The sequence below is a fragment of the Virgibacillus flavescens genome, assembly GCF_050574275.1.
Taxonomy (GTDB): Bacteria; Bacillota; Bacilli; order Bacillales; family Amphibacillaceae; genus Virgibacillus_F; species Virgibacillus_F flavescens.
The window spans coordinates 3,210,489-3,236,671 of sequence record NZ_CP192260.1; the positions used below are offsets into that span (position 1 = coordinate 3,210,489).

Here is a 26,183-nt window from a genome sequence, read left to right on the forward strand (position 1 = left end):
AACAGAACCGTCCCTCTGTCTCTATCGAAAGGTGATTATTATGAAAATTTTGAGGTTTGTTTTATTAATTGTTACTGTGGGTGTGCTCGGCTATTCATTAATGGATAGTAGTTTTGAGCCTCCGATTGAAGTATTGTTTTTATTAGGATCTGCTTTGTTCATCTTTTCTGGAATAGATGATATTAAAAAAGGCAAAAAAATAGAAGGTTATTTGTATACCTTTATTTGGCTTTTTATCTTTATTGGAACGATCGTAGTGGTCATAATAAGGTAACCAAAAAACCACCATACGAAATTCTCGCATGGTGGCGTGGCTGGGACAAGAGAACCGTCCCCGCGTCCCTAACAGAATGAGTCTTTTGATTTGGGGACGGATAGTCCGAATAGTGGTCGGAGGTAGAGTGCTATAAAGGTACCTGCTAGTGCCATGATTCCCCAGATATAGCCGTGAACACTGAACGATGCGATGCCGCCGAAATATGCACCGATGTTACAGCCGAACGCAAGTCGCGCGCCATACCCAAGTAACAATCCTCCGATGACGGAAGCAGCTATATTTTTAGGATTCAGTTTAGTAAATTTGAAAAGTCCCCCTGCTGCTGAAGCAAGGAATGCTCCTAAAATAACTCCGAAATTTAATACAGTTGTTGAATCTGCAAAAATCGATGACTGTAATACCTCTGCACTTGCACCTTGCCAATATCCCCAGGATTCTACATCAAAACCTAGGAACATCGCAACTTTTGATCCCCATAGTGAAAAGGCAGAAGTAACACCCCATGGAGCACCGCGAGTCATTAACGTCAATGCATTCAGAACAGCTAATGCAATTGCCGCTGCGAACAATGGCCATGAACCGCGGAAAATCCGTTTCCAGCCAGTTGTCGAAGGTTTCGGCGCCATTCTTGGTGGACGCTTCTTCTTCTCCACAACTAACGTAATCCATGTGATGATAGCGAACAATGCGATAGACACTGCCCATGCGCCACCATAGCCAAGTCCGGTGGAAGTTGCTAGAGAAATAGGTTCATAAGCTGGTAGATCTTCTGTCCAGAATGGCAGATGGTAGGCGCCAACTGTTGCTCCTATGATAAAAAATAACAGCGTGACAAACATTACCGTACGCCCGCCGCCTACCGCGTAGAGTGTACCAGATGCACACCCGCCGCCAAGCTGCATGCCGATTCCGAATATAAAAGCACCAACGAACAAGCTAACACCAACTGGTGACACATACCCGGCTACATCTCCTCCAAAGAAGGAAAATCCGAATGCTAAAATTGGAGCAAATAGCGTAACCGCTACTGCCAGCATTAGCATGTGTGACCGCATTGCCTGACCGTTTCCTACTGACATTATTCTGCGAAATGCTGAGGTAAAGCCAAAACGCGCGTGGAATAATGTATATCCAAGCAACAGACCAATCAGAAGTAATACTGGCTGTGCTACTGCCTGTGTGACCATTAAATATATCATTAAAATTGCTGTAACAATTAGTACGCCGATGATTAATTTTGTTTGAGGTTCGTTCAGCCTCGTATTATCTTTTTCAACGGGGTCTTTCACCTCGTCTACCGGTTCAACTTTTACTGACATCTATAACACCCTTTTCTGATAAAATTAGTCGGAATTACTTTATCATCTTAATAGGTGTTTAATTTAGTGTCAACGAATTGGTTTGGGATAGCGGGACAGAGGGACGGTTCTCTTGTCCCAGGGACAAGAGAACCGTCCCTCTGTCCCGCATCTTGAAGAAAAGATGGTATACTTGTTGGAATATATTGAAATCAGAGGTGTATGAATTGATAAGAGAATTATATAAGGATGAAGCATTGCCATTAGAGTTGTTATTGTTGGCAGATCCATCAGAAAAGCTTGTCAGAGAATACGTTTCAAGAGGTAAGTGCTTCATTATGGAGCATGGTGGAATAATTTTAGGTACATATGTGCTAATACCCACTCGACCTGAGACTGCAGAAATTGTAAATGTAGCGGTGAATGAAGGCTATCATGGTCAGGGCTATGGAAAGCAACTTGTTCTCCATGCAATTGAGACGGCAAAACGTGAAGGTTTTAAAACCATTGAAATAGGAACTGGCAATTCAGGAGTCGTTCAATTGGCATTATATCAAAAATGCGGTTTTAGAATGACATCTATTGATCGCGATTTTTTTGTTAGACATTATGATGAACCCATTTTTGAAAATGGAATCCAAGTCATCGATATGGTTAGACTCTCACAAGATCTATAGAAAAGGCAGTTCTACTAGGTTCTGGTTCTGCATTACATGCTAAATCGCGGGATCGAGCTATGCATACATTTGGATTATTTTCTAAGTTCAGGAATTCTAAATTCAGATTTCATTTCAACCAGAAAATTTAATTTTGATGCTACATATGAGGGGAATAAGGCATGTCACAGATAAAAAATCCAGGACAAATCGTAATTCTAAATGGTGCTCCAAGATCAGGGAAATCTAGCATTGCTTACGAAATTCAGAACACATTTAAAGGATTGTGGATGAACATAGGCGTCGATCAGTACATGCAAATGACGCCAGAACGCTATCAGCCCGGGATTGGATTACGACCTGGAGGTGAGCGGCCAGATCTTGAGCCTCTCATTGCTCTTATGTATCAAGCTATGTATGAATCGATCGCGGTACATAGTCAATTAGGAATTAACGTCGTTGTGGATGTGGGTCATCATGACGGATATTCTTTATCCCAGGGGATTCTTTCAAATTGTGCACGGATACTAAAGGAGCTTCCAGTGATTTTCGTGGGAATACATTGTCCAATCGAGATCATCATGAAACGGCGGATAGATACATGGAAAATCGGCTATGCCGAAGACGGTTCTATCCCAACTCCAATCAAACGATGGCAGCAGTTCGTCCATATGCCAGGTATATATGACGTAGAAGTCGATACTTCCGAACTGAACCCTGAAGAATGTGCCGATGTAATTCGCCAGCGACTCGAAGAAGGTCCCCCACCTACAGCTTTCCAAATGAATGTGAAAAGGTAAGGGACAGAGGGACGGTTCTTGTGTCCCGGGGACACAAGAACCGTCCCTCTGTCCCTAATTCCGGCCGAATGGGTGAATGGCTCGGCTTAATAGCTTCAGAAAGTTAACATTTTTGCTTGTTACCAGTTGCTCCACCAGTTTGTTATTGAGTGATTTGGTTACGCGATCCAGTTGCTTGTTATCCAATTTTTCAATTGCTCGTCTCAATGACAATGAATCGTGGTAGCTCTGCTTAAGTGGTTTAACTAGCTCTGAATAATCACCTATTCCAACGATATCGTGTGCAGCATAGATACCCGTTAACATCGATTCAAATTGTCCGAAGCCAAATAAAGGTGTAATCGCTCCAAAGCAGTTTCCTACAAAAAATGTGTTTCCGATCCTTGGAAACTCCGTCTTGCCTACTCGATAATTTTTTATCGAAAACTCATCTTTTATTGTAAAATCCTGATCCAAAATTCTTGAACACTCGGCTACGCTTTTTTCAAAAAGCAGGTCCTTATCCAATTTTTCATTTTCAGGATATTGCGGATAAACGTTTACAAGCGTTGCTTCATGATCTGAATGCGGGAGGATGTACGCCATTCCTTTTGGTGCAAAGTCGTTATTATAAAACGTATGTACTTCCGTCTGATTAAAATCCCCTTCCATTATTGCGCCCTTGAAATTGGCTTTAAACGCTACTTCATACGGCTGCAGTTTTTCCGTGTCCAGCGCATCACCTGTAGCCAGCACCACATGGGAATATTCTTTTGAGACATCCTTATACGTGACATTCTGATTAAATTGAATCTTCCCCTTCAGCTGACTGGCAAGCTGCTTCTCATAGGATTCCGGATGTTTTCCTCTCATATTAATAAAGCCCAAATGGCCATCAACATAAGATGACTCATTCTCAGAATGACTATAAACCCTTTGAGTATTGCAGGTAGGTTTGAGATGGATGTCATGCTCTTCCGTCAAGTATTTAACCATATCATCGAACGGTTTATGGAACATGGCAAACATCGCTTCCGCAACAATGAAGCGATCTCCAACCATCCCCCTCCTTTCAAAAATATCCGCCTGATACCCATGCTTTTCAAGCGTTAGTGCACAAGCCAGACCAGACAACCCAGCACCCATAATCGCTATTTTCATACCCGAACCACCACTTTTTTTACTTAGTATGAATCATAGTATGGAATTCATACATCGGGACAGGGGGACGGTTCTTTTGTCCCAGGGACAAAAGAACCGTCCCCCTGTCCCTACTTGTCCCTATTGCTTTTCATAATTAAACAGTCGAGCATTTATAGCAACTACTACGGTACTTAGTGACATAAGCAGTGCACCGACTGCTGGACTTAACACGATACCAATTGGGAACAACACCCCGGCCGCTAACGGAATAGCAATGATATTATATCCCGCTGCCCACCATAAGTTTTGAATCATTTTTCGATACGTAGCTTTTGATAAATCCAAGATGTTAACCACATCTTTCGGATTGCTTTCGACTAGAACAATATCTGCGGTTTCCATTGCTACATCTGTCCCTGCACCAATTGCAATTCCTAAGTCAGCGTTAGCCAATGCCGGAGCGTCGTTTACACCATCACCGGTCATAGCAACGCGCTTTCCACCTTTTTGAATCCGCTTGACAAAGTCAGCTTTTTCATCAGGAAGAACTTCTGCAGTAATCGCATCAAGATCTAATTGCTTACCTACCCATTGTGCAACTTTATCACTATCACCCGTCAGCATCATTGCTTCAATGTTCATCGATTTCAGCTGCGCAATCGCTTCTTTTGAACTATCTTTTATTTGATCCGCAAGTGCAACGAATCCTTCTAATTTGTCATCGATTAAAAGGAACGATATTGTTTTTCCTTCTTCACTTAATGGCTGAAATTTAGATTGATCAAAATCTATATCGTTATCCTTTAAGTAACCAGGACTAACCACCTTTACATTTTTATTATCTACTACACCTTGAATACCCTTTCCAGTTAAAGACTCAAAATCATTTGGCTGAGGGTATTCAATATTTTGTTCCTTCGCATAGTTGACGATTCCCTTAGCAATAGGATGTTCAGATTGTGACTCAAGTGACACCGTATATTTTACAATTTCTGCTTCACTTAGATCTCCACTTGAAATTACATTACTTACGCCAAATTCGCCCATTGTCAATGTACCAGTCTTATCAAATATCACTGCTTCGATCTTTCTGGCTTCTTCAAAACTAGAGCGCTTTCGAATAAGTAATCCACTTTTTGCAGCGAGCGTTGTCGATTTTGCCACGACTAATGGAGCTGCTAATCCTAAGGCATGAGGACAAGCAATAACCATAACTGTTACGGTTCGCTCCAATGCATAACTAAAGGACGGACCAACAAAAATCCAAATGATAAATGTAACTAAACCAGCAGCCATAGCAACATAAAATAACCATTTAGCCATACGATCGGACAAATCCTGTGTACGAGAACGTGAATTCTGAGCATCCCGAACCATCGTAATAACTTGTGATAGATAGCTGTCTTTCCCAGTTTTCTCAATTGAAATGGTAAGTGAACCCTCTCCATTAACCGATCCACCAATTACCTCCGCATCCATTTCTTTTAAGACAGGAACTGATTCACCTGTCAGCATTGATTCATCAATTTCAGATCGACCTTTGGTAATGATACCATCCGCGGGAATTTTTTCACCTGGCTTCACAAGAACACGATCACCGTTTTGTAAATCTGCAACTTTTACCACTACCGTTTCGTCGTTTTCGTTAAGACGGTGAGCGGTGTTCGGCATCAGCTCGACTAATTTCTCAAGCGAAGAGGTAGCACTCATTACTGATTTCATTTCAATCCAATGACCAATTAACATAATATCAATCAGAGTAGCTAACTCCCAGAAAAAGTTACGCCCTTCCACGCCAAATACTGTTAACGTACTATAGCCATATGCAACAATAATTGCCATTGCAATCAAGGTCATCATACCAGGTTCTTTTTGTTTAACTTCATCAACCATACCTTTAAGAAATGGCCATCCGCCATAAAAGAATACAATCGTTGATAATCCAAAAAGGATGTATAAGTCCCCTGTAAAACGCAAGTCGACATTGATTGCCTCTTGAATCATTGGCGACAATATCAGAATAGGAATGGTAAAAATCAATGAAATATAAAACCTTTTCTTAAAATCTTCCATCATATGTGCGTGATGATCGTGATGATCGTGCCCACTATGTTCATCCTCATTATGCTGGTGATCATGATTTGTTTCACTGTGATTCATCTGTTCAGTCATTTCGATACCTCCAATTTTTTCATCGTTGTTTAATATATAATTACCCTATAGGGGTATAGGGTAAACTTGTCTATTTAGTATTGGCTACATTAACTTATTTATAACTCACGCTCATTAAAAATGCGGAAACTCGCAAAAAGGTTAATTCGATCGCATAAAAAAGAGAGTCATACATCTGTATAACCCTCAGAATCCATTTCTATTAGGGACAAGTAGGGACAAGGGGGACGGTTCTTTTGTCCCGAGGACAAAAGAACCGTCCCCCTTGTCCCTTACATAACTTTATTTATTATCTCATCAACCCATTCCGAATCTACTTCTACTCCCAAATTATTGCACAGCGATTCATGAACGTTCCTAAACGCTGGAACAATGCTTCTCATAACATTCATTATTTCTACTGGATCTCTTACACATTCCCAGTCTTCAAGTAGCGATTTCTGCCAAGGCTCAAAGCCGCTTCTCGCTCCTTCATACTTTGCCCAGTCACCGAATGCGTTGGGTTGAACACCCGCCTCCATACACCATGCAGTACACATGGATAATCGCATGCTATCCACACAATTTAATGCATAGTAATATTCACCTCTCCTTGTTCTTCGATATGCTTCATGCAAATAGGCAAAGAATTTCGTTCGCCAAAGCTCGAATTCTGCTAATGTCGTTTCATAGGTCAGTGTCTTCGATTTCCCCAATATCTCAGCTATCATCCCGGTTGTATCTTTTTTGATTTTACTATTTTCCAACCACACGGACGGCTGCAAATCATCCAACTTATAATAGAAGGTATCCACTTTTACAAAGGAATCATAATGTGCGACCGTATAATTTGATAAAGGATTAGCGTCTTCAAAATAAAGAACTTTTCCCCAAGTTAATGGACGGATCTTTTTCTCACTGATATATTCTTTTATTTTTTCAGACTTGATAACCACCCTAAGGTCAATATCCGAATAGCAATCCGTATTTTCATTTCCTATCGAACCTCCATAAAATAATGCCAAAACATGATCATCATGGAGTAAATCCTGCTCGATTCTGTCCATTAAATTTTTTCTATGCATCGGCAACATAGAATCTCTTTCACTATGTTTATTTACAAATCCCACACATAGAGAAAACCTCCTTTTCTAAAAAAATATTACTTCCGATCTTCATCCAATGGTTCATCTAAAATATGGTGTGAAAACCAATTCAAATTTTGGGAAAGAATCGCTCTGCTCAATCCAGGTTTGTTCGATCCATGTTCCATTCCTTTATAGATGACCAGCTCTGCCTGAACGCCGACGTCCTTTAGCCCGCGATATAATTCAAATGCGTTTGGCACTGGTACACGTGAATCCTTTTCACCATGTTGAATCAAAGTAGGCGTACATGCTTGATTAATATAAGTCATTGGTGATGTTTTCCGGTAAATTTCCTCATCGTTCCACGGGGTATCTCCCAGATAAGATCTGGTGAAATTCGTAATATCAGTATTCACGTAATACGTCATCCAATTGGAAATGCCCGCTCCGACCGATATTGCTTGGAAACGGTCACTGTATGTTGCACAAAACGCCGAGATATAGCCACCCTGACTCCAGCCAAGAATCCCAACTTTTTCCCGGTCAATTCCCTTCGTCTGGATAAGATAATCCACGCCTGAGATCACATCTTCGTAATCGCCAACTCCCAGCTTGCGGTAATTCGCTTTTCGAAAAGCTTCCCCATACCCCGTGCTTCCTCGGTAATTAGGCTCCAGCACTAGAAAACCTTTTTCGACAAACGATTCGATCGGCTGATAAAGGTTTGTCGTCGGAGTAGCAATAGAAGTTCCCGCCGGACCACCATGTACAGCAACTAGTAACGGATAGGACTTGGCAGCGTCATAATCAGTCGGCACGGACAATATTCCTTCGATCTCCAGTCCATCGTTCGTTTCCCACTGAATAATTTCTTTTTTGCTCAGCTTTATTTCATCGTAATATTTATATTGATCCGTTATTCGCTGACCGTTAACATACACTTCTTCAGCTTTTTGCGACGTCGCTTTAATGCAGACAAACGTTTTAGCATCTGACGTAATGGATGGCCGCGTCGCCACCATATCCGTCTGATCGACCAATGGCGTCATGTCACCATTCTCCGTAACAAGCCCAGCCAAGTAATTCGTTCGCTCCTGCCACGTGATCAACATCCCCGCTTCTACCCAACGTACCGGTATCACATTTTCATCGATATCAATTACTGGCTGCGAAGTTTTTTGGGATTCTAAATCATAAATCTCCAATGTCATATTATTAAACATCGCTTTTTCCTTTACGAAACGGTTATAGCATAGCTTCGAACCATCTGGTGAAAAAAGAACCGTTCCGCCATTCAGCGTCGAACAGTCTAGTTTGGTGATTTCCTTCGTATCTATCTCTAGCAGATAGATATTCTGATCAAAATAATCCACGATCTTTGGCGTGGGAGTAGCATTGAATACAACTCTTTTGCCATCAGGAGAGATATCATAGTGCTGAACATGTATATTCATTGAATCAGTCAATGACAATGCTGGCGTATCCTCTTTCTCATCCTTATCATTCCGCAAATCTTTCGGAAGCGAGAAAAGATCCGTCTGTTTTTTATTACTTTCAATGGCTAGATAATACAAGGAATTGTACGTAAAATCCCGGTCCACACAGGTGAAATCACCGTACATCTCTTTACGCTTTTTCATTTCTTCCGTTTCTGGTCGTTTTGCGATAAAAAATATACCATTTCCATCCGGCGACCATTTGAAGCTTTCTACATCTTTGGAAGCATGTGAGATCTGAACAGCATTCATTTCCCCTCTGCGTTGGATGAAAATTTGTTTCTTTTGCTTGTCGTCTTCATCTTCTTTGCTTATGTATGCAACGGTTTGCGAATCCGGCGAAAAACGAGGTTGTGTACTTTGTTGCTTGCCAGCAGTTAACGGAAAGCTCTTACCACTTTCTCTTTCGTAAACCCACACATGTTTAACATACGCATCCTCATCCCAGTCGGTAGTTTGTTTCACAAAAGCCACCCGCTGCCCATCATCGCTAACAGCAGTATCCTGAAACTGAGGCAACGAAACCATTTCCTCTATCGATAAATACTTTTCACTCATCCATAACCCTCCTAAAGTGGGACAAGGGGACGGTTCTTTTGTCCCGGGGACAAAAGAACCGTCCCCTTGTCCCTTATAATTCAACTTTCATCGTCCATGAGGTTCCACTCACACTACATTTTTTAAATCCTAACTTTTGATAAAGTTTAACCGCAGATATGTTTGTTGGATCCACGCTTAAAGATATGGAAGTATACCGATCAACAACAGCCTGATCCATAATACCTTCCATCAGTTTAGTTGCTACTCCCTGACCTCTGGCATCTTCTGTTACGGCTAATCCCAGCTCTGGAGTGTTCCAATCCACATAACCATAACCTTGATTTTCTTCACTAAACAGTCGATACCATACCGCTCCAACAGGCATATTTTCCTCATTAAACGCTATTAGTGCGCGGTCCGTTGCACTTCCCCAGCCCTCATGATATTTCCTAATATGCGGTTGATTCAGCACCTCAAATTTCGAAGGTTTATTTTCCGGAATATGAATCGACACATAGATCATATCCATCAAAAAAGGAATATCCTCTGTCCTAGCCCTTCGTATTTCAATCATGTCATCACCTCTGCGGGACAAGGGGACGGTTCTTTTGTCCCAGGGACAAAAGAACCGTCCCCTTGTCCCTTATTTTTTAAGTAGCACTTGAACCTTTAACGCAATTTCTTTTGGCTTAACTTCTAAAAACGATAACCTTTCTATATCTACCCACATTGGTAAATACGTTCCTCTTTCACTATCTTCGTCTATGTACTCTTCCCCGTTTCCTGTTCCAAATGTTCCTCCTATTATTTCGGATAAGAAAAAGTATTGTGTTCCGTTGAATTCAATCTCTGCCAAGCACTCATTAATTTTAATTTCAACTCCTAATTCTTCGAAAGCTTCTCTTTTTGCTCCATCTTCTAGAGATTCTCCTCTCTCTATTCCGCCACCAGGAAAAACATAATAGACTGAACCATTCTTAATTCTTTTAATTAGTGCAACCTTTTTATTTTCTATTAGGACTACTGAACCTCTATCTCTTCTAACCATATCACTACTATCTACCTTTCTACCTGATTTGTTTCAAAGTTTCACCATCCACAATTTTCACTTATCCTACATCTTACGATAAACTCTCAATCTATATTTATTCCACTGATCCTTGAATTCATTAAAATCAACTATTTTCCAAGGATTAAAAAATGTTTGACCGTTCTTGTTGAAAAATAGATTAGATCCAATGTGATAGGATGCGTGTTGAATAACGCCTTCTTTGTCTTCCCAAGTAACAACGTCCCCTGCTTTACATTCCTGGCTAGATGTTAATGAGTAGTTGGCTTGTATTAATTTTTGAATGAATGTTTGCGGATGTATCCATTCATAAATCATCCATTCTTGTTCAGTAATGGAAAATAACACTGTAGATAAGCAATTACTTCCAGCAGCAGATGGAAAGGAATTAGCAAATTTCTTTAAATATAAAGGAGCTTTTTCTGGAAACGCGTAACACGTCCAATCTTCCCACTCCTGAGCAAACGCTTTAATAAGGTTTTCCTTAAGTGTAAAAGAAAGCTCATCCCACATTGCTCGCTGCAGAATTAAAAAGTATGCTTCATCTACTTCAATAATATAGTCTTTAAAAAAAGATGCTTCTATCGATAAATCCAAAACGGGATAAATCAATCCTCGTCCCATTTCCTTTTGAATATGAAACAGCTGTGCTTTTGTTTTAGAAGGAAGACTATTAACCCAATCCGGAGGTGCTACAATTACGTATTCTGCTTCCAACGATATATTCCAAGACTCGTAACTATTTGCAAGTTGTATCTGGTTGTACGATTTATGCTGAAAGAATTCTTCTCGTGGTATGACCAAAGCATTCTGCAAATACCCATCAATGGATTTGAGATTCTTCTCTGGAAGAAAAAATATGTCTTTCTCAGGAACATAATCCCTTATCCACTTTTCAATAATCTCTTTAGATGGTTGAATTTCAATCTTCAACTTATATCACCTCTACTATTGGTTCGGGACAGAGGGACGGTTCTTTTGTCCCAGGGACAAAAGAACCGTCCCTCTGTCCCTTCTATAAAGCTATGAAACTATAAACAGAGAGTGGTTTAATTTCTCTGGATTCGATAGATGATTCAAGCATTAAGACTTCGGATCGAATTAGTTCTTTAAATTTTTCAGGCATATTCTCCGTTTTACTCAACTCGTAATTAATATCATGCATGACTAAATCTACTTCCCATTTCCCATCCTGTAATTCCGGTGAATTAATGGTCGACTCCTCTGTTATATCCCATCCGGCTTGTTGTACAATTGACTTTATATCCTTGGGGGTCATCAGGGATCTTACATTCGATTCACTATCATGTTTAAATGCTTCATATTGTGCCTGAATCAAAATAGATAAGAGATGTGGATACTGTTCAATAGAGTCTAAATCTGTGCTCCATTCAGCAAAACATAGCTGTTTTCCCCATGACTTTACTTTTTTCACTATATCCAGTAGTTCACCTGTGGATTTTGTGTACCAGGAACATTGAGAAAATACAATATAATCAAATGAATCTTTCGGAAAATCTACTTCTGGAGACAATATATCCATATTGAAATCTATTTTCACCTGCTTACCAAGCTTGGATTTCAATAAATAATCTGCAGAATCACCGATTGAAACTGGACTCCCATACGTTGGCGGGCCAATGTCGATACCATGTACAAGTCCTTTTCCCCCTGTAAAATGTGCCAGGACAGCAGTAGTATCACCCTGCCCACATCCAATCTCCAAAATTTTGCTCCCAGCTTTTATACCCCACGACTCAACTAGCTTTATCCGGTGCTCTGTTTGAACTTTTTGCACATGTAGCGACTTCTCACTAGCAGCCATACAATCCACAATGGAATCTAAAACATCTTCATTCATTACATCACTTTCCCTTCCGTCCCCTTGTCCCGCTAAAATACACCATTCTTATTAATCGAATTCTCAGGCACTGCTTGAACTAAATCCCACAACTCTACAATTCTGTCTTCTTGAAAACGGAATATATGGACAATCGCCCACCCTAAGTCCTCAGTATTTTGTTTCACATGCGAGTGCACTACTACGCTGTCTCCCTCTTCAATAGCTCGTATAATTCCAATAATTTTATCAGGATTCCCGGCTGCATCCTCTTCCATTGCTAACATAAGTGACTTTGCATCCCCAGGGAAATTGGGATTGTGGTGGCAAAAATCCGAAGCTACGTGACTAAGGTATGCCTCACGAACGTTCCCATTTGTTACAAGTTGCAGAAACGACAGCGCATTCTCTTTGTTTGAATTCATTCAAATCATCCTTTCAAACATTTGTTATTTCATTAAACGCGAAACGCGATTTAGTCAAAAAGCTCTAACCACCATGGATAATCGTATTGACCATCAGAAATCCGAAAAAAATGACCCATGAAACCTAAATCAACTGCTGAATGTGAATCAGTTCGCACCTCTATCACAGAATAAGTTGAAAACAAGAGAAAATTAATTCTTTCCACTTCCAGATCAACATTATCTGAGAAAGATGCTTCCAATTTTTCTTCATTGAAATCGACAAAATTAATATAGTCTCGCTTGGAAGGATTCGTAACTATGGATAAAAAAATTAAAAGGATAAACAGCGCACAAATAACATATCTCTTTTTCATAAAACTACTCACCCTTTTCTGGGACAACAGAACCGTCCCCATGTCCCGCATACTTAGAAAATAAACGAGGCAATAATGATGCCTGCTATTAATACAAGTATTAATAATCCAGTACCTTTCCACCCCATACTCCCAACTAAATCAGCAAGTCCTCCACCATGAACACTTCCAGCTGGGTTTCCTTTTAGTTCTTCCTGCCTCATTTTTTCTCTACTAATCTCTGGAGTTTCTCTTTCATCATTCATTTGAAGCCTCCTCGATCGAACTACTATTCTTTTCTTATTCAAGAGCACTGCCAAGTTATTTATTTTGGTGGGACAAAGGGACGGTTCTCCTGTCCCGGGGACAGCAGAACCGTCCCGCAAAACTAGTAAATCAGTTTCTGAACAACCTTTAATCTCCAAATCGCAAAACCAATCAATGCCCCAAACATATTAAGAATGAAATCATCTACGTCAAAACTTCCTCTTCTAGTAACCACTTTTGCAGTTTCAATAAAGAATAACAACACAAACATCCCCATAATAAATCTGCCCAGATTATTTAATTTATTTATCATAAACGGCAAATAGATACCCATTGGTAAAAAAGCAGCTACATTACCAAACAAGTTTATTATAGGTATTTCAGCATTCATACTACCCTGAAACATGACCAGAAAATATGAACGGATCGTCTTAAAAGGAACAAAATTTGAAGAGCTTTTTATATATTCTAACAACGTAAGATCAGACATTATGCGAGCCCGACTCCCAAAGAACAATAAGTATAACAACAGTAAGCAATAAATTATGAAACTAATGCCAAAAACAATCCTGATTACCTTCTTCATACTCTCCACCTATTATTTCTTTGAATTTTTCATAAAAGAAAATCATTTTATGGTTATAAAAATCATTATGCCAACAAACAAAAACACTAGAGTTTCCTATCACATCCGGTTTAGACTCAAATGGTCAATAATTATTAAGAACGTTCTTCTTGATTAAACCAATCCTTCAACTCCATCATTTCAAAGAATTTCTCACCATCAAGCTTTAGGGGTGAAATAAATTCCAATGAATTACAGTCAGGGTCCTGGAAGTAAATTGCAGCATGTGTATGCGGATTGTTTGCAAGAACAAGTGGCTGCTGTTCTTGAGAATAGCCAAAGCTTTCTTTAACATTTATCTCTTTCTCTTTTAACCAGGTTCTAGCATTCTCTATATCTTCAAGTTCCACTTGAAATGCTACATGTTTTATTGATGGATGATATGGTATCTGTGATTCTTCGCATTCCCATAAACCTAACCAGCTTTTTCCCTTTTCTATCCAAAAGAAAGTAACTCTTTTTCCTTTATAAGCTAATTCTAATCCTAACTTTTGATAAAATTCTATAGACTGTTCGATATTACTAACTGGTAAATGAGCTTCGTACAAACCTTTTATCATTAATTTATTTCTCCTTTCTGGTGGGACAAAAGAACCGTCCCCCTTGTCCCTCCCTTGTCCCTTCAACAAATTAAGCTTTCCATGTTAAAACTAGCTAGAAAAAACTGTTGCAGAATCTCACAATCTCCCAATTATTCAGCCTCCAAATATCTCATTAACTATATCCCCATACTGCCGTATTTCAGTTAAGTAATTAAAATCAGGATGCTGATCTTCACCTGTTTGATTTAACATTCTAACAGCAACCAGATTATAATCTGGGATTACTAAGCAGGCACAGCCTGTATATCCTAAAATTTGAAATGAACCAGAGGGAACCTGCTCTCCAATTTGATTCATCGGAAAGTCATTGTCTCCCTGTACCCACCAATAATAACCATGTCTAGGTAAGTTACGGGTTAATACGTCTGGACTCTGAATGGTGATAAGTTCATCGAACAAGGAAGCAGATAAAAGTTGGTGACCATTGAAATTACCTTTATTCAAATGCAAATTCCCCCAAAAGGCGAATTCCCGGGCACTAGTAAACAAATTACTTTGATCCCCCCTTGAGCTGTCGTTGGGTCCCAAAACATCAGTATCTTCATGTACATTGAATATTAAATTGTCTTCTTTACTAGTCTTCCAACCAGTACGAGTAAGTCCCATTGGCTCGAATGCATTCTCTAGCAGGATCCCCGATATTGTTTTTTTAGCAGTGTGTTCAACGATTTTGATCAAAAGGTTTACCCCTGCATTATTGTATTGCCAGTCGGTACCTGGTGGAAAAATCTGTACGATTTTCCCGCTTTGTTCTTGGAGACCGTGACAATGTGTGAGAAGATGTCTAATTTTTACACCTTTTAATTTAAAATCTTTTAAATAGTCGTCAACATTATCATCAATGCTCTTTATCTTGCCATGAAATATAGCATATGCAACAGTGAAAGCTATGTATGTTTTCCTGCATGACGCTACGTTAAACTGTGAATTCACACCCACATTTTTTGCTGCTGTCCGATAGCTATGGTATCCCGAGTACCACTCCCACACTATTTCACCATCTTGCATAATTACAGAAGCCGCTGCAGATGAGTACATGGACTCTTGGGTTTCTTTTAGGTGTGAAATCAATCTATCAGAATCTCGTGTAGCTCTACTCCTCAATTTTTTCACCTGCCGATCTATCGTTGAAAATTACATCTTTAAATAAATTTCCCATTAAAAAATACATTCTCGGCGTACATCCATTACACAAGGATTTTTGTATTCTATTTCTCAATCAGCCACTTCACAGCATCCAATAAGTTTTCTGCAATATAATCAGGCTCAATGTTTGCCCACATAGATCGGTATTGATGTAAGGAACTTTTTCCCCAACCAGTTAACACTAAAATTTTTAACGCCCCTACAGCGTGAGCAGCTAGCATATCAGTTGAACCAACATCCCCAATTATTGCCGTTTTCTTTAGGTCCAGATTATATTTTTTTGACGCATCTATTAGTAAACCTGGCTTGGGTTTATGGCAATCGCATCCGTCATTTGGGCTGTGAGGACAAATAAATGCATCGTCAAATTTGTATGACATAAACTCTTGATAAAAATCACTTACAGTAGCTTCTCCCCTACTTATTCGATGCTGATTGGTAATGGCAAATGTTTTAATATTATTTTCCTTCAATAAATTAAATGCACTTTGACTAAATGGGTATGCGGTGAAATCATTTGGATGAATAAAATGTCCAGTTCCACCGATAGTTCCATCACGATCAATGAACACCGCTTGAATTTCGTCTCCTATCAATACTTAAATCCCCTTTCAATTTCCTTACTTTATGAGATACGATTCCTGATTCGAGAATTGCACCTATTAGCGGTACAAATATTGTTATTTCTTTTCACAACCTGATAAGAGAAAATAAAGTAACAGTTACTATTAGTATATGATTCATTCAAGCTCCCTTAAGCGGGACAACAGAACCGTCCCTCTTGTCCCACTAGCGATAATTCTTAATTCCATTTTCAAATGCTTGATTATCGCTATTCTCAATTCCGTGCAATGCTTCTTGTAATGCAAATGTGCTTTTGTAAAACTTTACACGCTCTGAAATTTCATCTCCATTGGGATATAAGTTAATGCACATTTTATAGAATTCTTCACCATAACTAGCCAACAGCCCAGCAAAGTCATACGCAGGATCTCCTAAACCTGAACCGCCAAAATCTATTACTCCTGTTATCTTACTTTTTTCTGGATTCCATAAAATATTAGATGCTCCGAAATCTCCATGAATAAGTGTTGTTTTTAAATTCAAGAAAGCTCTACCACCTATAAAAGTTTTAAAAGATTGAGCGATTTCGTTTTGAGCTTCCTTTCTAATAAAAGGAAAAAGTTTATTTTGTATTTTATGAAACAGTTCGTGCATTTCTTCACTCGGATCATTATCCTCAAGATTCAGAACATCACTTACTTTTTCTTTTGAAATAGAATGAACATCTATTAGAAAAGTGACAAGTTGCGATGCCAAGCTTTTTAGCAATTCCGGGTTTGTAATCTTTTCTAAGCTTTCTTTCCATAAAGGTGACCCTTCAATTAGTCTATATCCGCTAAATACTTTACCTATCTCTATGACTTCAAAAGATTGAAAAATTGGATGAGGAATAGTAATGGAAACTATATCCCTGATGTATTCAAAAATTTCCGTCTCTTTTTTTAATTGTACTATCCCAAGTTTATATTTCGGAAATCTAAAAACCAAAGATTCGTTTATAATTAACACATCATTATTTTGTCCAATGTCGTTAGGTTTACAGTTTTCAATGCATAGATCAGGGTATACTTGCTTAACGTTTTCAATATAGTTATTATTCATCAACAATGGGACAAGGGGACGGTTCTTCTGTCCCGCTTCTTTACTACTCAATCTTTCCACCTACCTATCTAAAAAAACTACTTCACATCACTTTAATTCGCATCATTACCTCGTATCCCCTCAATCATCCTACCCGGTTCATCTGCCCGAAACACAACCGTATCCACGCTGTGACTCTTACCATAAGAAGACTTCATCACTACTGGTTCTTTTAATGAAATCTCATAATCTGGAGTATCAATCTTCAGCAACGCGTAGTAAGTTGTTTTCGGCATTCTCACTCCAAATTCACTCTCATTAGCTCTAGCAACGTTCTCAATATTAGCAATATCAATTTCAACACTGCTTTGAAAGCCAAGTCGAATAACGAGTTTGTCTTTATGTATGTAATGCGGTAAAAATTTCACTGAATTATATAACCCAATTATGTATAGCAACGCATAAATATTAAGAACCGTAAAAACCCAAGCGAGTAAGTAGTTCCATTGGTAGATGAGGTAATGGAAAAATGCGCCCTCTACCACGATTAAGATAGAAAATAAAATGACAAACGTTTTTATCTGTGACGACTTGTGATACGTAAAAATATCTTGCTCCAATTCCAATTCGGCAGGTGGCTTTCGAAACCAAATCAGAAGCGAATAATATATCACTCTTAGCTCAGTTAAAACTGTATCTCGCATGAAAACCACACCTTCCATGGGACAAAGGGACGGTTCTTTTGTCCCGTTCTCCGGGACAACGGAACCGTCCCTCTGTCCCGCCACCATGACTCCTCAACATACTTCACTCCACAAGCTCTATCTTCCCCAAATCAGACTGAGGCGGAAATGACTCTCTAACTCCACCTTTTCCCCACACTCTCACTTTTTGCCCTTTTTTAAACTCCACAAAAGTAGTGGAAGAATCATCAATGTAAAACGTATGTGCCTTATATATCTTATCGTTTCCTTGCGTAAGATCATTCCAAGTCATATTTACCGCCTGTTCTTTTGTAATTCCACTAACGACTAAAATCGACTTATCTTGTACATCAACAAGATAACCCTCTATCGTCGGTTTTCCTGAAAATTCCTGTTCTTCCCCGGAGCAACCTGATAAAACAAACATAACACTCACAATTAACATTAAAATATGTTTCATTCAAGTCCGCCCCCTAAGCGGGACAAAAGAACCGTCGCCCTTGTCCCGCCGCTTTATTCCACAAGTTCTATTCTTCCTAAAGTGGACTGCGGTGGATACGATTCCGCTTCTCCACCCTTACCCCACACTCTCACTTTTTGCCCCTTTTCAAACTCAGAAAATGAATCAAAAAAACTATCAATGTGGAACTCATGAGCATTGTATTTCTTATCATCTGTTCGAATAAGATCATTCCAAGTCATATTTACCGCCTGTTCTTTTGTAATTCCACTAACGACTAAAATCGACTTATCTTGTACATCAACAAGATAGCCTTCAATGGATGGATTGCCGGTAAATTCCTGCTCTTCCCCGGAGCAACCTGATAAAACTAACATAACAATCACAGTTATCATTAAAATATGTTTCATCCAAGACTGCCCCCTAACCGGGACAAAAGAACCGTCCCCCTTGTCCCAATATTAACATAATTCTCCTCCTACATGTTACATTTAATCAAAATTTTCAGAATCGAAATCTCAAAGAAAAAAGACCGATTACTACCGATCTTAATCTACCTGTTGACTGGGACAGAAGAACCGTCCCCCTGTCCCGCTTCTTCTATTGCTTGAATCAGCAACTCCTTCGTGAAATCGGGGAAGTATGTGTCTGTATACCATAACCGGGAGTTGGCGGACTGCCATAGCAGGAAGTTGCTGATTCTTTGTTCGCCGCCTGTTCGGATGATGATATCGGGATCGGGCAATCCACTGGTATATAGATAGTTATCCATCAGTTTAGGATCTACTTCTTCAAGCGTCACACGTTCATCCTGAATATCTCTCAAAATGGATTTCACAGCCGTTATTACTTCGTTTTTCCCGCCGTAATTCAGCGCAAAGTTCACAATAAGTTTATCGTTCCCCCTCGTTTCCGAAACCGCCGCGTTAACAGCCTTGGCCGTGTGCTTAGGCAGTCCATCAATATCCCCAGATATCCGTATGCTTATATTTTTCGCTTTATACTCCGGTAATTTTTCCTTGAGATACTTAGCAGGCAGGTCCATTAAATACTTTACTTCCTTTTTCGGCCGGGTCCAGTTTTCCGTTGAAAATGCATAAAGAGTCAAAACACGTATACCTAGTTCCAGCGCCACATTAATAATATTCTCCATCGCCTTCGAACCTGCATAATGGCCCTGACTTCTGGTCATTCCTCGCTGTTTGCCCCATCGCCCATTTCCATCCATCATGATTGCAATATGTTCGGGCACACGACTTTCCACTGAATTGACCCCCTTTTTATCATTAATCTTTATACTCCAAAACATCGCCCGGCTGACAATCCAGCGCCTTGCAAATCCCCTCTAAAGTAGTTAAACGAACCGCTTTTGCCTTTCCGTTTTTTAAAATAGAAAGGTTAGCCATCGTAATTCCAACCCGCTCCGAAAGTTCCGTTACGCTCATTTTTCGCTTAGCCAGCATGACATCTATATTTACTATTATTCCCATATTCGTCACCTCAGACCGTTAATTCATTTTCTGATTTAATATCGATCGCATTTCTTACCAGCTTTTGCAGAACAGCTGCAAAAACGGCAATCACAAACGAGGCGAAAATAATCACCATTCCGATTGCTGCAAGCCCTGGAGCATCGTCCACGTGCGCCATGTGAATGATCAGCGGTAAATTAAATACAAACAAACTGCCAATTACGATGGCACAGTTTCTTATCACCTTTAAAGAACCTACAGATAGCTCTGAAAAAGCTTCGTTCCTGTCAATAAAACTTAATAGCCTTAATGCCTGATACAGCGCGAGGTAAAAGAATAATGAAGCTGCGTACATACCAATTACCACGATATATTTAATTGCAGCCATATCCGGATACAACTCTCCTGCAAACTTCGCTATTGCCGGCACCACAAATATGCATAGAGCAAGAATTGGAATTCCCATCAGAATGACCGTTATCTTTAAAAAAAGCGTTGATCCACGTTTCATAAAAAGCACCTCACTTATTTATTATTAAAAAACAAAACCTCCTACCCATTCCTCCCCTTAACCCGCTTCAGCGTCGCAACAATAAGAAAGCTGACGATCACGAGTAACAGCCACGAACTCACCTTCCCCAGATGAACGAGACTCCATGCTTCGGTTTGGTACGGATATTTCCAGGCATTAAAATACGTCGCAATATTCTCGGCGACCCATATAAAAAATCCAATAAGCACAAACGAAAGCGCAAGCGGCATTCGGTACCTGGTACCACCAACCTTGTAGGAGACCCAGGATTTCCAAAAGACGATAATTACGAGCGCGGATAGCCACCAGCGTATATCGATCCAGAAATGGTGGATGAAAAAATTTAAATAAATCGCTGCCGCAAGCGGGACCACTACCAGAAACGGCGGCCACTTAATCAGTTCTACGTCCATCCTTCTCCATGCCTGGCACAGATAACTCGCGACACTTGCGTACATGAATCCGCTGTACAACGGGACGCCAAGAATCTTGGAGTAACCTTCCCCGGGATACGACCACGAACCCATATGTACTTTGAAAAGTTCAAGCGCAAGACCAATCAAGTGGAACAAGGTGATCACCCTGACCTCGTCGCTTGTTTCAAGCCCAGTCCGAACCATCAGAACCTGCATCAGCAAGCAGATAATGAGCAGCCAGTCATACCTCGGCAGGAAAGGAAGCGGCACAACCTCTGTTATGGCCAAAGAGGCAAAAATAACGACAGGAAACAAGCACGATAACGCCTGCTGCCAGCCAAAACGAACGAGCTGATTCAGAGCACTCCTGTTTTGTGACTTCCTGTTTTCCCCCAGAACATAAACAGTCCGAGCGTCATTAATCTTCCTCACCTCGGTATTCTAAAAGGTCTCCAGGCTGACATTCCAGCGCCTTGCAAATCGCCTCAAGCGTCGACAATCGAACCGCTTTTGCCTTCCCATTTTTCAAAATAGAAAGATTTGCCATCGTAATTCCAACCCGCTCCGACAGTTCGGTTACACTCATTTTCCGTTTCGCCAGCATGACATCTATATTAATTATAATTGGCATGTTCGTCACCTCAGACTGTAAGTTCATTTTCAGATTTTATTTCGATCGCGTTCGTTACCAGCTTCTGCAAAACAGCCGCAAAGACCGCAATCACGAATGAAGCAAAAATAATTACCATTCCGATAACAATAATACCTGGCGCGTCATCTCGCTCCGCCATAAGATACAACAGTGGCATACCCAATACATACAAACCGCTGATGGCAACAGCACAGTACTTAATGACCTTCAATGCACGTACCGATAATTCCGAGAAAGCCTCGTGCCTGTCAATATTGCCTAATAGCTTGAAAGCCTGATACAGCGCAATGTAAAACGGTATCGCCGCACCATACATAACAAGTAAGACGAGATATTTCAGAAAAGCCATATCCGGATACAATTCCGCTGCGAAATTTCCGATCTCTGGAACCACAAATATGCACAAAGCAAGGATTGGGACTCCCATCAGAATGACCGCTATTTTTAAAAATAATGTTGATCCACGTTTCATAACAAGCACCTCATTTAATTAGTAGTAATACGAATCTATACAGATGAATCCTGATTCTCCATGTCCCTTTGAAATGCTAAAATATCTCCTGGCTGACATTCCAATGCCTTGCAAATCGCAACTAAGGTCGATAGCCGAACCGCTTTTGCCTTCCCATTTTTCAATATAGAAAGGTTAGCCATTGTGATTCCCACCCGCTCCGTAAGTTCGGTCACACTCATTTTTCTTTTCGCCAGCATCACGTCAATCGTTATAACCATCGCCAAATTTTTCACCTCAGACCGTTAAATCTACTTCTGATTTTATATCGATAGCACGTTTTAGTAACTTTTGAAGAACAGCAGCAAAGACTGCAATCACAATAGAAGCAAAAATGACAACCATTCCAATTAAGACACCTGGTGCGTCGTCCACCTTGTTAAGAATATATAAAAATGGCAACTCCAAAACGTACAGAACAATGATAGTGACAGCACAATATTTAATTTTCTTCAGCGCCACTACAGCTAAATCCGAGAAAGATTCGTTCTTATCGATATAGCTTAAAAGTTTGAATGTCTGATACAAAGCAACGAAAAACGGAATCATCGCAACGTACATTCCAATCAATAAGGGATATTGCAAATGATCCAGTTCCGGACGCTGCCAATATGGAGAATCAGGGTCAAATCTGGTCAGCCCAATTATACACACAGCAAGAGCCGGAACTCCCATTAGAAAAATAACTGCCTTTAAAAAGAGCGTTTCCCTTTTCAAATCAAACACCTCAATTCGTTATTGCTAAATTTGATTTTATCAGATGTTTTATCGTTTTGCAATAAAACATTATTGTTAAATACTATATTTTTGTTGTTAAGGTTAAATTTAGACAAAATTAAAAGCATTCCTCCTTTAGAGAAATGCTTTGTTTATAAATTATTAACGGAAAAATACCATCACTATTAGCTTGTAAATGATACTAAATGAACGGGGAGAGCCACACGCGATTATCCGACCGTGTGTGCCTAGCAAGAAGTTGGTCAGAATGGAGATACCTATTCAATCTTGAAGGTATACCCTTAGAAATAGAAGGACTAAAATGCTTAGCTCATAGTTTAAAAAGATGTTCTAGAGAGTACCGAATTATTAGAAAAGATTGACAATCATTTTTGCATAACGACTAGCAGTTATGGTACCATAATATTGAATTTAGAATTATTAAATTAATGGGAGGTGAAAGTATTGGGGAAAATGTTGAAAAAAAATGTCGTGAGGGTTGTTGTAGGTTCGATTGCTTTAACCGCCTTAGTTATTGGTCTCGGTGTTAGTACATTTAGTGCATCACCAGAATTAGAGCTGTCACCTAAAGAATTACAAAACGAGAATATGTCTGAGGAAGAAATGGAACGTATGGTGGAAAGAGACAAGAAAAGAGCTGAAAAAGAACTTGAAAGAATGAAAAAGGAAGCTCCTGAGAAATATGAACAAATAATGTCTCAAAACCATTAATAATCCCATAGAAAAAAAGCCTGAAGCCTCCATAGCCATGTTTATAACCCCGTATTTCGTTATCATAAGTCACTAGAATATCTCCGAATATGTTGGGTACTATTGATAAACAAACGACCGACACCCGATTCCGGGACATAGCTGAGTATGCAACGATGGCCATGCTTGTCCAAACGATGCCTGACCTAAAGAAGCAAGGTATCACCGTAACACCAGCCCAGAAATAATAAGTATGAATACATTCCTTTTATTAGCTGTGAAAATTTTATAGACTCCTTTTACATTAATGATGTTCAACCGTTGCCTTTCATTTGAAGCTGAATATACGTTGTTTTAACCTTCACTCTCAAAAAACTGGTTCACACTTTCATCATCCATTAACAGTTCCTTGGTAACACTTTTCAACTCGTCTTCCCCTGCAAACTCCCTAAGATCTTTCCCATAAAAATCCTCTAACGCTGCTCTCGTTATTTTGTACTCCCTGTCTTCAAAATCAAACGCAGCCCATTCCGCATTCTCAATTAAAGCAAACAGGAACGAAGCATTGGAAATCGCCGTTTCTTTATAGTCCTTTTCTGTTATATCCGCACCCATACCTTCATATGTTGCCGTCATTCCATAAGGCTCCGTTCCAGTTTCAAGTTCAACTTCTTTGAATTCCTCACCGTGCTCTAATTGCTTTGATATAGAAATTACCGCACTATTATCACCGGTCACAGAACCCTCATACTCGTATAAATCCTCATTCACCTTATCATCCGAACCGCTTCTACTTAGAAAAAATAACAGCGTTTCCCCCAAGGTAAATATTATTTAAATATATCTTCACGTTTTATCAGCGAGTTCACAACCAGATACACGCCAGCCACCGCTAATAATCCTGCCATCCATAACGGCAACGTTCCTATTTCTCTTAGCGCTGTACCAAAAATTCCATACCTTCCATCCCAGCCTGTATCCCGTAATACTTGAGAATATACCGCTGCAGCAATCAAAGTAGATCCATATATAATGGCACTTATTAGTAGCATAACTAAACCGATATTGGGATTTCTCATTCCCTCATCCTCCTGATATTATTAATCCTAACTATGGCATCATTAGTAAACTAACAACTACTAAAACAACCACGAACCCTGTTCTAAATATAATTTTTTCTTTCTTGGTAACACCTATTTTATTATCTGCAAATCGAATGTAGCCTGCTAGGCACAAATATCCCATAAAAGTGATTGCGTAGCCAAACGAATCATCTAAAACAATTGAGTACCTCAGACCGCCTAAACCTACTAGCAGAAGCCCTGCATATCCTATTACCAGATAAAAGTATTTGTTCCTATTTTCATCGGTCATTTCAAAAACTCCAATCTACTTCCTATCACTCTCTAAATCATTGACTCTCTTTTTCAGATCTGAAATTTCCTCTTTCAACTCATTTTCAGGTTGTTTTACACGTTGAAATAATCCTTGCATAATAGCGATTGCTGCGATTACCACGACTAAAATACCTATTGCAAAAAATATAAATATCTCCAATTTTACACCTCCACTATTTATGCTTTTTCTTCCGATAGACAATCACCGCTACAACGAATCCAGCAATGATACTTATTGTTAAATACATGAATAGATGACCTGTTCCATTTTTTTCCTCAAGAAATTCCTTGAAAAATTCCCTTCTCTCTTCGTTTTCATCCAGCACTTCCCCATTTTTCAGCTGAACTATGCCGTTAGGCCCACCAACTGGTGTGTCGTATCGTGTCTTTCCGCCCTTCTCCAGAAACAACAATAACTTCCCGCCATCCTGTTGAAATTCATCAATCAACGCTGTATCATAACAATCCACACCTGCCGTTATCCGATCTGAAACATCTCCACGATATATTTTTTCAACATCGAACGGAATCCCACAAAAAGGCATGGTGCTTTCACTAGAAATCCGTTCAGCGGAAAAATCATATTTACCAACTACAATTACATCTGCTTGATCCACTACCTCTTGAGGTTCCATATCTACCCAAATCGTTGCTCGTATGTGGTTCCATGAAAGGCTAACTAATAAAACAGTGACTAACAATGAAAATAAGTATTTTTTCACTCTTTCACCTCAATAAAATACTGATCCTTCCGATAAGCAACCGCGTCCATCGTTGCGATCAGATTTTCCTCATGAAAAATATCGATTCGATAAAATCCCGTACGGAAATTTCGTCTGATTTCAGTAGCACTGGCAACGATTGTGTCTCCAGCTTTTGCCGCTGCGATAAACTGGATGGTGGTCGAGAGACCTACAGAAGTTTTTCCGTAAGCATTACAAGCGACCGAAAAGACATGGTCTGCCAGCGCATAGATAATAGCTCCGTGCACCGTTCCATGGGCATTTACCATATGACTTTGGACTTCGATTTTTGCTTCTGCTGATCCAGCTTCAAACCTTGTCAGCTCAATTCCAAGCCATTGCGCGTATGGATCCTTTTTTACTTGCTCGTAAATGGTATCGTAATGTTTTTCGTGAATATGTAATTCATTGACTTTCTGCTTCACTGATTTCGCCACCTTTGATAAAAAAATAACCACCCCATGTCGCATATCCTAGCGAGCAAAGG

General features: G+C 39.7%; 39 protein-coding genes. 5 read left to right on the forward strand and 34 right to left on the reverse strand.

The genetic code is table 11. From position 1 onward, the window contains the following. Positions 1 to 40 precede the first annotated feature (40 nt). Complete coding sequence (locus tag VBD025_RS16125; RefSeq protein ID WP_430787314.1) at positions 41 to 274, forward strand: hypothetical protein; 234 nt, start codon at positions 41 to 43, stop codon at positions 272 to 274. Positions 275 to 342: 68 nt separating this feature from the next. On the opposite strand, the gene VBD025_RS16130 is transcribed toward VBD025_RS16125, so the two are convergent. Beyond that, positions 343 to 1,596, reverse strand: coding sequence for a YeeE/YedE family protein (locus VBD025_RS16130; RefSeq protein ID WP_430787316.1), 1,254 nt, complete (start codon positions 1,594 to 1,596; stop codon positions 343 to 345). A gap of 206 nt (positions 1,597 to 1,802) precedes the next feature. On the opposite strand from VBD025_RS16130, the gene VBD025_RS16135 reads away from it, so the two are divergent. Beyond that, complete coding sequence (locus tag VBD025_RS16135) at positions 1,803 to 2,252, forward strand: GNAT family N-acetyltransferase (RefSeq protein WP_430787318.1); 450 nt, start codon at positions 1,803 to 1,805, stop codon at positions 2,250 to 2,252. Positions 2,253 to 2,413: 161 nt separating this feature from the next. After that, positions 2,414 to 3,031, forward strand: a complete 618-nt coding sequence (locus tag VBD025_RS16140; protein WP_430787320.1) for a chloramphenicol phosphotransferase CPT family protein — start codon at positions 2,414 to 2,416, stop codon at positions 3,029 to 3,031. 54 nt (positions 3,032 to 3,085) lie between these two features. On the opposite strand, the gene VBD025_RS16145 is transcribed toward VBD025_RS16140, so the two are convergent. The 27 genes from VBD025_RS16145 to VBD025_RS16275 form a co-directional block, all read right to left on the reverse strand. Continuing rightward, the gene (locus VBD025_RS16145; RefSeq protein ID WP_430787322.1) at positions 3,086 to 4,171 is read right to left on the reverse strand and encodes an NAD(P)-binding protein; all 1,086 of its coding nucleotides are present in this window, start codon (positions 4,169 to 4,171) and stop codon (positions 3,086 to 3,088) included. Positions 4,172 to 4,291: 120 nt separating this feature from the next. Next, positions 4,292 to 6,325, reverse strand: coding sequence for a copper-translocating P-type ATPase (locus VBD025_RS16150; protein WP_430787324.1), 2,034 nt, complete (start codon positions 6,323 to 6,325; stop codon positions 4,292 to 4,294). Between the two features lie 272 nt (positions 6,326 to 6,597). Further along, positions 6,598 to 7,434 (reverse strand): hypothetical protein, encoded by an 837-nt coding sequence (locus tag VBD025_RS16155; protein WP_430787326.1) that lies wholly within the window; start codon positions 7,432 to 7,434, stop codon positions 6,598 to 6,600. A 32-nt stretch (positions 7,435 to 7,466) separates the two neighbouring features. Then, a complete protein-coding gene (locus VBD025_RS16160; protein ID WP_430787328.1) occupies positions 7,467 to 9,446 on the reverse strand; it encodes a S9 family peptidase in 1,980 nt (659 codons plus the stop codon). 73 nt (positions 9,447 to 9,519) lie between these two features. After that, positions 9,520 to 10,002, reverse strand: coding sequence for a GNAT family N-acetyltransferase (locus VBD025_RS16165; RefSeq protein WP_430787330.1), 483 nt, complete (start codon positions 10,000 to 10,002; stop codon positions 9,520 to 9,522). 69 nt (positions 10,003 to 10,071) lie between these two features. Continuing rightward, positions 10,072 to 10,476, reverse strand: a complete 405-nt coding sequence (locus tag VBD025_RS16170; protein ID WP_430787332.1) for an NUDIX hydrolase — start codon at positions 10,474 to 10,476, stop codon at positions 10,072 to 10,074. A 66-nt stretch (positions 10,477 to 10,542) separates the two neighbouring features. Then, complete coding sequence (locus VBD025_RS16175) at positions 10,543 to 11,430, reverse strand: hypothetical protein (RefSeq protein ID WP_430787334.1); 888 nt, start codon at positions 11,428 to 11,430, stop codon at positions 10,543 to 10,545. 82 nt (positions 11,431 to 11,512) lie between these two features. Next, on the reverse strand, positions 11,513 to 12,358 hold the full coding sequence (locus VBD025_RS16180) for a class I SAM-dependent methyltransferase (RefSeq protein WP_430787336.1): 846 nt from the start codon (positions 12,356 to 12,358) through the stop codon (positions 11,513 to 11,515). Positions 12,359 to 12,390: 32 nt separating this feature from the next. Then, positions 12,391 to 12,762 (reverse strand): nuclear transport factor 2 family protein, encoded by a 372-nt coding sequence (locus tag VBD025_RS16185; protein ID WP_430787338.1) that lies wholly within the window; start codon positions 12,760 to 12,762, stop codon positions 12,391 to 12,393. Between the two features lie 50 nt (positions 12,763 to 12,812). Beyond that, complete coding sequence (locus tag VBD025_RS16190; RefSeq protein WP_430787340.1) at positions 12,813 to 13,118, reverse strand: hypothetical protein; 306 nt, start codon at positions 13,116 to 13,118, stop codon at positions 12,813 to 12,815. Between the two features lie 53 nt (positions 13,119 to 13,171). Further along, positions 13,172 to 13,363 carry a DUF6366 family protein gene (locus tag VBD025_RS16195; protein ID WP_430787342.1) on the reverse strand — a complete coding sequence of 64 codons (192 nt, stop codon included), beginning with the start codon at positions 13,361 to 13,363 and terminating at the stop codon, positions 13,172 to 13,174. Positions 13,364 to 13,485: 122 nt separating this feature from the next. Continuing rightward, on the reverse strand, positions 13,486 to 13,950 hold the full coding sequence (locus VBD025_RS16200; protein WP_430787344.1) for a VanZ family protein: 465 nt from the start codon (positions 13,948 to 13,950) through the stop codon (positions 13,486 to 13,488). Positions 13,951 to 14,084: 134 nt separating this feature from the next. Beyond that, positions 14,085 to 14,549 carry a VOC family protein gene (locus tag VBD025_RS16205; protein ID WP_430787346.1) on the reverse strand — a complete coding sequence of 155 codons (465 nt, stop codon included), beginning with the start codon at positions 14,547 to 14,549 and terminating at the stop codon, positions 14,085 to 14,087. 135 nt (positions 14,550 to 14,684) lie between these two features. Then, positions 14,685 to 15,662 (reverse strand): serine hydrolase domain-containing protein, encoded by a 978-nt coding sequence (locus VBD025_RS16210; protein ID WP_430787348.1) that lies wholly within the window; start codon positions 15,660 to 15,662, stop codon positions 14,685 to 14,687. 137 nt (positions 15,663 to 15,799) lie between these two features. After that, on the reverse strand, positions 15,800 to 16,330 hold the full coding sequence (locus VBD025_RS16215; protein WP_430791460.1) for an HAD-IIIA family hydrolase: 531 nt from the start codon (positions 16,328 to 16,330) through the stop codon (positions 15,800 to 15,802). Positions 16,331 to 16,526: 196 nt separating this feature from the next. Continuing rightward, complete coding sequence (locus tag VBD025_RS16220; protein ID WP_430787350.1) at positions 16,527 to 17,453, reverse strand: phosphotransferase family protein; 927 nt, start codon at positions 17,451 to 17,453, stop codon at positions 16,527 to 16,529. A 41-nt stretch (positions 17,454 to 17,494) separates the two neighbouring features. Beyond that, positions 17,495 to 18,085, reverse strand: a complete 591-nt coding sequence (locus VBD025_RS16225; protein ID WP_430787352.1) for a hypothetical protein — start codon at positions 18,083 to 18,085, stop codon at positions 17,495 to 17,497. A 103-nt stretch (positions 18,086 to 18,188) separates the two neighbouring features. After that, the gene (locus VBD025_RS16230) at positions 18,189 to 18,545 is read right to left on the reverse strand and encodes a YobA family protein (RefSeq protein WP_430787354.1); all 357 of its coding nucleotides are present in this window, start codon (positions 18,543 to 18,545) and stop codon (positions 18,189 to 18,191) included. Between the two features lie 53 nt (positions 18,546 to 18,598). Further along, positions 18,599 to 18,955, reverse strand: coding sequence for a YobA family protein (locus VBD025_RS16235; protein ID WP_430787356.1), 357 nt, complete (start codon positions 18,953 to 18,955; stop codon positions 18,599 to 18,601). Between the two features lie 143 nt (positions 18,956 to 19,098). Next, positions 19,099 to 19,854 carry an isoprenyl transferase gene (locus VBD025_RS16240; RefSeq protein WP_430787358.1) on the reverse strand — a complete coding sequence of 252 codons (756 nt, stop codon included), beginning with the start codon at positions 19,852 to 19,854 and terminating at the stop codon, positions 19,099 to 19,101. Beyond that, the gene (locus VBD025_RS16245) at positions 19,832 to 20,035 is read right to left on the reverse strand and encodes a helix-turn-helix domain-containing protein (RefSeq protein WP_430787360.1); all 204 of its coding nucleotides are present in this window, start codon (positions 20,033 to 20,035) and stop codon (positions 19,832 to 19,834) included. Before VBD025_RS16245 ends, VBD025_RS16240 begins: the two co-directional genes overlap by 23 nt. Positions 20,036 to 20,045: 10 nt before the next feature. Further along, positions 20,046 to 20,528, reverse strand: coding sequence for a DUF2975 domain-containing protein (locus VBD025_RS16250; RefSeq protein ID WP_430787362.1), 483 nt, complete (start codon positions 20,526 to 20,528; stop codon positions 20,046 to 20,048). Between the two features lie 41 nt (positions 20,529 to 20,569). Beyond that, positions 20,570 to 21,361: a DUF817 domain-containing protein gene (locus VBD025_RS16255; protein ID WP_430791462.1), complete on the reverse strand. Its 792-nt coding sequence runs from the start codon at positions 21,359 to 21,361 to the stop codon at positions 20,570 to 20,572. Positions 21,362 to 21,383: 22 nt separating this feature from the next. Further along, positions 21,384 to 21,596: a helix-turn-helix domain-containing protein gene (locus VBD025_RS16260; protein ID WP_430787364.1), complete on the reverse strand. Its 213-nt coding sequence runs from the start codon at positions 21,594 to 21,596 to the stop codon at positions 21,384 to 21,386. Between the two features lie 10 nt (positions 21,597 to 21,606). Then, complete coding sequence (locus VBD025_RS16265) at positions 21,607 to 22,089, reverse strand: DUF2975 domain-containing protein (protein WP_430787366.1); 483 nt, start codon at positions 22,087 to 22,089, stop codon at positions 21,607 to 21,609. Positions 22,090 to 22,124: 35 nt separating this feature from the next. Then, positions 22,125 to 22,355, reverse strand: coding sequence for a helix-turn-helix domain-containing protein (locus VBD025_RS16270; RefSeq protein ID WP_430787368.1), 231 nt, complete (start codon positions 22,353 to 22,355; stop codon positions 22,125 to 22,127). A 10-nt stretch (positions 22,356 to 22,365) separates the two neighbouring features. Further along, positions 22,366 to 22,845 (reverse strand): DUF2975 domain-containing protein, encoded by a 480-nt coding sequence (locus VBD025_RS16275; RefSeq protein ID WP_430787370.1) that lies wholly within the window; start codon positions 22,843 to 22,845, stop codon positions 22,366 to 22,368. 465 nt (positions 22,846 to 23,310) lie between these two features. Here VBD025_RS16275 and VBD025_RS16280 point away from each other — a divergent pair, with 465 nt between their 5' ends. Both VBD025_RS16280 and VBD025_RS16285 read left to right on the forward strand, forming a co-directional pair. Further along, positions 23,311 to 23,577: a hypothetical protein gene (locus VBD025_RS16280; RefSeq protein WP_430787372.1), complete on the forward strand. Its 267-nt coding sequence runs from the start codon at positions 23,311 to 23,313 to the stop codon at positions 23,575 to 23,577. An 89-nt stretch (positions 23,578 to 23,666) separates the two neighbouring features. Continuing rightward, on the forward strand, positions 23,667 to 23,804 hold the full coding sequence (locus VBD025_RS16285; RefSeq protein WP_430787374.1) for a hypothetical protein: 138 nt from the start codon (positions 23,667 to 23,669) through the stop codon (positions 23,802 to 23,804). 106 nt (positions 23,805 to 23,910) lie between these two features. On the opposite strand, the gene VBD025_RS16290 is transcribed toward VBD025_RS16285, so the two are convergent. From VBD025_RS16290 to VBD025_RS16315, 6 genes are read right to left on the reverse strand one after another with little or no spacing between them, the layout of a single operon-like run. Continuing rightward, positions 23,911 to 24,327, reverse strand: a complete 417-nt coding sequence (locus VBD025_RS16290; RefSeq protein ID WP_430787376.1) for a DUF4825 domain-containing protein — start codon at positions 24,325 to 24,327, stop codon at positions 23,911 to 23,913. Positions 24,328 to 24,386: 59 nt separating this feature from the next. Next, positions 24,387 to 24,635 (reverse strand): phosphatase, encoded by a 249-nt coding sequence (locus VBD025_RS16295; protein WP_430787378.1) that lies wholly within the window; start codon positions 24,633 to 24,635, stop codon positions 24,387 to 24,389. Positions 24,636 to 24,666: 31 nt separating this feature from the next. Continuing rightward, complete coding sequence (locus VBD025_RS16300) at positions 24,667 to 24,930, reverse strand: hypothetical protein (protein ID WP_430787380.1); 264 nt, start codon at positions 24,928 to 24,930, stop codon at positions 24,667 to 24,669. A gap of 15 nt (positions 24,931 to 24,945) precedes the next feature. After that, the gene (locus tag VBD025_RS16305; RefSeq protein ID WP_430787382.1) at positions 24,946 to 25,113 is read right to left on the reverse strand and encodes a hypothetical protein; all 168 of its coding nucleotides are present in this window, start codon (positions 25,111 to 25,113) and stop codon (positions 24,946 to 24,948) included. A gap of 13 nt (positions 25,114 to 25,126) precedes the next feature. Further along, positions 25,127 to 25,675 carry a hypothetical protein gene (locus tag VBD025_RS16310; protein WP_430787384.1) on the reverse strand — a complete coding sequence of 183 codons (549 nt, stop codon included), beginning with the start codon at positions 25,673 to 25,675 and terminating at the stop codon, positions 25,127 to 25,129. Then, positions 25,672 to 26,121, reverse strand: a complete 450-nt coding sequence (locus VBD025_RS16315; protein WP_430787386.1) for a PaaI family thioesterase — start codon at positions 26,119 to 26,121, stop codon at positions 25,672 to 25,674. Before VBD025_RS16315 ends, VBD025_RS16310 begins: the two co-directional genes overlap by 4 nt. Positions 26,122 to 26,183 lie beyond the last annotated feature (62 nt).

Bases quoted from the DNA above. Each gene is read 5' to 3' on its own strand.
- VBD025_RS16235 (WP_430787356.1), bottom strand. From the start codon at position 18,955: ATGAAACATATTTTAATGATAACTGTGATTGTTATGTTAGTTTTATCA.
- VBD025_RS16300 (WP_430787380.1), bottom strand. From the start codon at position 24,930: ATGACCGATGAAAATAGGAACAAATACTTTTATCTGGTAATAGGATAT.
- VBD025_RS16245 (WP_430787360.1), bottom strand. From the start codon at position 20,035: ATGGGAATAATAGTAAATATAGATGTCATGCTGGCTAAGCGAAAAATG.
- VBD025_RS16240 (WP_430787358.1), bottom strand. From the start codon at position 19,854: ATGTTTTGGAGTATAAAGATTAATGATAAAAAGGGGGTCAATTCAGTG.
- VBD025_RS16170 (WP_430787332.1), bottom strand. From the start codon at position 10,476: ATGGTTAGAAGAGATAGAGGTTCAGTAGTCCTAATAGAAAATAAAAAG.
- VBD025_RS16205 (WP_430787346.1), bottom strand. From the start codon at position 14,549: ATGATAAAAGGTTTGTACGAAGCTCATTTACCAGTTAGTAATATCGAA.
- VBD025_RS16190 (WP_430787340.1), bottom strand. From the start codon at position 13,118: ATGAAAAAGAGATATGTTATTTGTGCGCTGTTTATCCTTTTAATTTTT.
- VBD025_RS16160 (WP_430787328.1), bottom strand. From the start codon at position 9,446: ATGAGTGAAAAGTATTTATCGATAGAGGAAATGGTTTCGTTGCCTCAG.
- VBD025_RS16265 (WP_430787366.1), bottom strand. From the start codon at position 22,089: ATGAAACGTGGATCAACATTATTTTTAAAAATAGCGGTCATTCTGATG.
- VBD025_RS16140 (WP_430787320.1), top strand. From the start codon at position 2,414: ATGTCACAGATAAAAAATCCAGGACAAATCGTAATTCTAAATGGTGCT.
- VBD025_RS16200 (WP_430787344.1), bottom strand. From the start codon at position 13,950: ATGAAGAAGGTAATCAGGATTGTTTTTGGCATTAGTTTCATAATTTAT.
- VBD025_RS16225 (WP_430787352.1), bottom strand. From the start codon at position 18,085: ATGCGAGATACAGTTTTAACTGAGCTAAGAGTGATATATTATTCGCTT.
- VBD025_RS16230 (WP_430787354.1), bottom strand. From the start codon at position 18,545: ATGAAACATATTTTAATGTTAATTGTGAGTGTTATGTTTGTTTTATCA.
- VBD025_RS16125 (WP_430787314.1), top strand. From the start codon at position 41: ATGAAAATTTTGAGGTTTGTTTTATTAATTGTTACTGTGGGTGTGCTC.
- VBD025_RS16285 (WP_430787374.1), top strand. From the start codon at position 23,667: ATGTTGGGTACTATTGATAAACAAACGACCGACACCCGATTCCGGGAC.
- VBD025_RS16250 (WP_430787362.1), bottom strand. From the start codon at position 20,528: ATGAAACGTGGATCAACGCTTTTTTTAAAGATAACGGTCATTCTGATG.
- VBD025_RS16195 (WP_430787342.1), bottom strand. From the start codon at position 13,363: ATGAATGATGAAAGAGAAACTCCAGAGATTAGTAGAGAAAAAATGAGG.
- VBD025_RS16130 (WP_430787316.1), bottom strand. From the start codon at position 1,596: ATGTCAGTAAAAGTTGAACCGGTAGACGAGGTGAAAGACCCCGTTGAA.
- VBD025_RS16185 (WP_430787338.1), bottom strand. From the start codon at position 12,762: ATGAATTCAAACAAAGAGAATGCGCTGTCGTTTCTGCAACTTGTAACA.
- VBD025_RS16150 (WP_430787324.1), bottom strand. From the start codon at position 6,325: ATGACTGAACAGATGAATCACAGTGAAACAAATCATGATCACCAGCAT.
- VBD025_RS16180 (WP_430787336.1), bottom strand. From the start codon at position 12,358: ATGAATGAAGATGTTTTAGATTCCATTGTGGATTGTATGGCTGCTAGT.
- VBD025_RS16260 (WP_430787364.1), bottom strand. From the start codon at position 21,596: ATGCCAATTATAATTAATATAGATGTCATGCTGGCGAAACGGAAAATG.
- VBD025_RS16165 (WP_430787330.1), bottom strand. From the start codon at position 10,002: ATGATTGAAATACGAAGGGCTAGGACAGAGGATATTCCTTTTTTGATG.
- VBD025_RS16145 (WP_430787322.1), bottom strand. From the start codon at position 4,171: ATGAAAATAGCGATTATGGGTGCTGGGTTGTCTGGTCTGGCTTGTGCA.
- VBD025_RS16295 (WP_430787378.1), bottom strand. From the start codon at position 24,635: ATGAGAAATCCCAATATCGGTTTAGTTATGCTACTAATAAGTGCCATT.